Consider the following 3,546-nt stretch of genomic DNA (forward strand, 5'->3'; position numbering starts at 1 on the left):
GCATCGAAGCCAATCTGGGATCGCGTCCACGATCTATTGGACCCGTGGCTAGGCGACCCTGAGTATTTCCGTAGTCAGGTCGCGCCGGCTCTTCGATATACAGTCCAGGCGGAAGATGGCTCAGGAACCATCCGGCTGAAAATCGAGATAAACGAAGTCGAGACTATGAACTTCGACCCACCCCAGTTGCTGCCGTTCGTGGTCGACAATCCCTGGTTCTCCGGCGCGGCTGATATCCCGACGCTCTCAACGGAAGAACTCTTATCAACCAAGATTCGCGCACTACTCCAACGAAACAAGGGACGTGACTTGGTGGATCTCGCGCATGCGTTGGATGTATTCCGAACACTTGACGCGCAGCGGACCGTCGATTTATTCGTTGAGTACGTCAAGCAGCAACCGATCCCGCGCTGGGAGGCTGAGAAGCGCATGTTCAAGAAGCTGGAACGCCGTGGCTTTCTGGTTGATGTCCATCCGCTCCTGACTGCCGAAGAGCGAGAGCGATTCGATGATGCGGCCGGCAAGCGGGCGTTCCAGCAAGTGTTCCACGGGTTCATCAGCCGGGTGCCCGGCAAGGCCTGGGCGACAACGCCCGAACTCCTTAAGAAGCACGGCCTCGATGCGTGATCATCCTCTTCCGAAAACGGTCTGTCCCCTATTTCCACCAACCGGAACCCATTCCGTCATCATTCCTCGTGTGCGACCGCGCAATACGGCGCCGACAAATTCCATCGTTCCATCGCCGGTGATGTTGTCTCGCGCTCTTTGCACGGCATGGAATTATTCGCCTTCGCCCAGACAAGGGGGATCGTGTCCGACCAAAAGCAGTAACCCATCGAGAATATGAGGCTTTAGTCGGCCGGAGATGGTATACTCAGAGTGCTAAAGTTCTCTAAATTGAGGTATTTAAGCGTATGGAGTATATCAGGTCCTGCCAGGATCAGGCAAAATAGTATATTACTGATGCGTAAGTTCATCAATTGAGAGAACTATGGCCGACGAGGTATACCAAAATATTCAAGACCCTCCCATGGGGTCTCGCGAGCGCCTTTCTGCCGTGCTGAGTGGGGCGGGCTGGCTTATCCGCGCCGAGGACGTTATGACGATCCTCGCCTTGGACAAAAAAAGCGCCGCCAAGACGTTGGCGCGCTGGTATGCGCAGAAACGGTTGCAGCGCGTCGGTCACGGCCTCTATACGGCGATCCCGCTCGACGCCCGCGCCACCGGGCAGGTGCTGGAAGACCCGTGGATTCTCGTACCGTCACTCTTCGACGCCGCCTATATCGGCGGCTGGACGGCGGCCGAGCATTGGGACCTGACTGAACAGCTCTTTCGCGACATCCTTGTATTCACGACCAAGGCCGTCCGCGCGCGGAAACGCAACGTTCACGGCATCACTTTTCTGCTCCGGCATATTCAACCGGACGCACTCTTCGGGACGCGCAACATCTGGCGCGGCCAGATCAAGGTTCAGGTTTCGGATGTCCACCGCACGATCATCGACATGCTTGCTGATCCTTCCGTCGGCGGCGGCATTCGCCATGTCGCGGATTGCTTCACAGCTTATTTTCAGCACAAGGACGCCAATCCAGAAACGCTCATTCAATATGCAGAGGAGCTTGGCAATGGCGCGGTGTTCAAGCGCATGGGATTTCTTGCGCAAACAATCCCGGATCAAGCTGTTCTTATTGAAGCTTGCCGCAAGCGGTTGACGCAAGGCAACGCCAAACTTGATCCGGGGCTCGAATGCCCGCGCCTCGTCCGGGCGTGGCGGCTCTGGATTCCAAAGACATGGATCGGGGCCCGGCTCTCCGCGAAGGAGCGGCGACCTTGATCGATCGCCGCGAACTACTGCTTCTTGCCGAGAACCTCGGTTTGCAGCCGCAGGTGGTCGAAAAAGACTATGTGCTGGGATGGCTCCTGGCCGGCATCCGCGACAACGCGGACCTCGGCGACCATTGGGTTTTTAAAGGCGGTACATGCCTCAAGAAATGCTATCTCGAGACATACCGCTTCTCGGAAGACCTCGACTTCACAATTATCAATGAAGCCCATCTCGATCAGGCGTTTTTGACAAAGGCGTTTTCCGACATCTCGGCCTGGATATACGAACAGACCGGTCTTGAGATTCCCGCAGACCGTCTGCGGTTTGATGTCTTTCGCAACAAGCGGGAGCGATTGGCATGCGAGGGACGAATATATTATCGCGGCCCGATCGCGCCGAGGGGCGGCGACCTTCCGCGGATCAGGCTCGACCTCACCACGGACGAAGTTCTGGCGTTGCCGCCGGTCGAGCGGCCTGTCGTTCATTCCTTTTCCGACGAGCCCGAAGGCGGGATCAAGGCCCTTTGTTACGCCTATGAAGAAGTCTTTGGCGAGAAAGTCAGGGCGCTGGGTGAGCGCGCCCGGCCGCGCGATCTCTACGACGTGGTCAATCTATTCCGGCATGAGGAATTTCAGCCACAGCCTGCCGCCATTCTTGACGTCCTGAAACGCAAGTGTGCCTACAAAGGCATCCAGTGCCGACCCTGGATACGATCAAGGCTTTTTATGAAGAATTGTCCGGCGACTGGCAGACGATGCTTGCGCATCAGCTCCCCGCGTTACCGCCACTGGCATCCTTTTGGGATGTTCTGCCGGAGTTCTTCGCCTGGCTGGCCGGCGGTGCGCGCCCCGCCACGCTGCCATCCTATCCTCTCGCAGCCGGGCAAACAATTCTGCGACAGCCGCTCGGTACCTACTCCGGTGCCGGCATAGTCTCATCCGCCCTGGAGATCATCCGGTTCGCCGCAGCAAACCGTCTCACCGCAGAAATCGACTATATAAAGGAAGGCGGCGAACGGACGACGCCGGAAATCGAGGCTTACTCGCTTCGGCGCACGCAGGCAGGAAATATCGTGCTGTATGCCTACGATACGCAGAAACCGGATCACATCCGCAATTACCGGACCGATCGAATCCGTGGCGCACGCGCGACTGCACGGACATTTGCGCCAAGATATGCGATCGAACTCACGCCGGGCGGGTTGCAACCAATCGCGCCGACGGCGGGATCGGGTCGCCGCTTCTAGCGATCTGTACGCTCTGGAAACATTCCCGGCGTCCGGCGTGGAGCGAGTACCGCCGGGATGGACGCGGCGTTGGAATGCGACATCGGCGCATTCTTCGTGACGCCCAGGGCGGGCGAGAAATTCCCCGTCCCTCTGCCTGGCGGCCGGAAGACGCGGGCTTAAACGGGGCGGGCAATGACCTTGGCTTGAATTGCTTCCGCAGTTTCCGGCGCGAAGGATCTACGTTTTGGCTCACCGGTTGGCACGACCGGCCATTCCCAATTCGAGTGAGAAAAGCCCCGGCGCGCGCTATAATGCTCTGGTATGATCGGGAGTTGGCCGTGGCACCCTTCAAGAGGCTTGTGAATCGGCAAGAAGAGAAGGCGCATGGCGAACTGAAGAGCGTCGCTGACGATTACGGCTATGTCGTCTATTTAGAGGTACGCGTGGCGGACGTGCTCCCGATTGAAGATAGCGGGAGAAATGGGGGAGAAAT

Annotated in this window: 4 protein-coding genes; all 4 read left to right on the forward strand. The window is 58.0% G+C overall.

Annotated features, from left to right (window positions below):
• Positions 1–627, forward strand: a 627-nt coding sequence (locus ABSG20_RS32485) for a nucleotidyl transferase AbiEii/AbiGii toxin family protein (protein WP_423868540.1), incomplete at its 5' end; no start/stop codon positions are given.
• Between the two features lie 364 nt (positions 628–991).
• Entirely contained in the window at positions 992–1,834 is an 843-nt protein-coding gene (locus ABSG20_RS32490; protein ID WP_423868541.1) for a type IV toxin-antitoxin system AbiEi family antitoxin domain-containing protein, read from the forward strand.
• The gene (locus ABSG20_RS32495; protein ID WP_423868542.1) at positions 1,831–2,757 is read left to right on the forward strand and encodes a nucleotidyl transferase AbiEii/AbiGii toxin family protein; all 927 of its coding nucleotides are present in this window, start codon (positions 1,831–1,833) and stop codon (positions 2,755–2,757) included. The genes ABSG20_RS32490 and ABSG20_RS32495 overlap by 4 nt, the downstream gene beginning before the upstream one ends.
• 20 nt (positions 2,758–2,777) lie before the next feature.
• Positions 2,778–3,071, forward strand: coding sequence for a WYL domain-containing protein (locus tag ABSG20_RS32500; RefSeq protein ID WP_423868543.1), 294 nt, complete (start codon positions 2,778–2,780; stop codon positions 3,069–3,071).
• The last annotated feature ends 475 nt before the right edge of the window (positions 3,072–3,546 follow it).

This window comes from Bradyrhizobium sp. (assembly GCF_049512235.1).
In the GTDB taxonomy this organism is placed as follows: Bacteria; Pseudomonadota; Alphaproteobacteria; order Rhizobiales; family Xanthobacteraceae; genus Bradyrhizobium.

What these genes read in the sequence shown, in the direction of transcription:
- ABSG20_RS32490 (WP_423868541.1), top strand. Translation starts at nt 992, where the DNA reads ATGGCCGACGAGGTATACCAAAATATTCAAGACCCTCCCATGGGGTCT.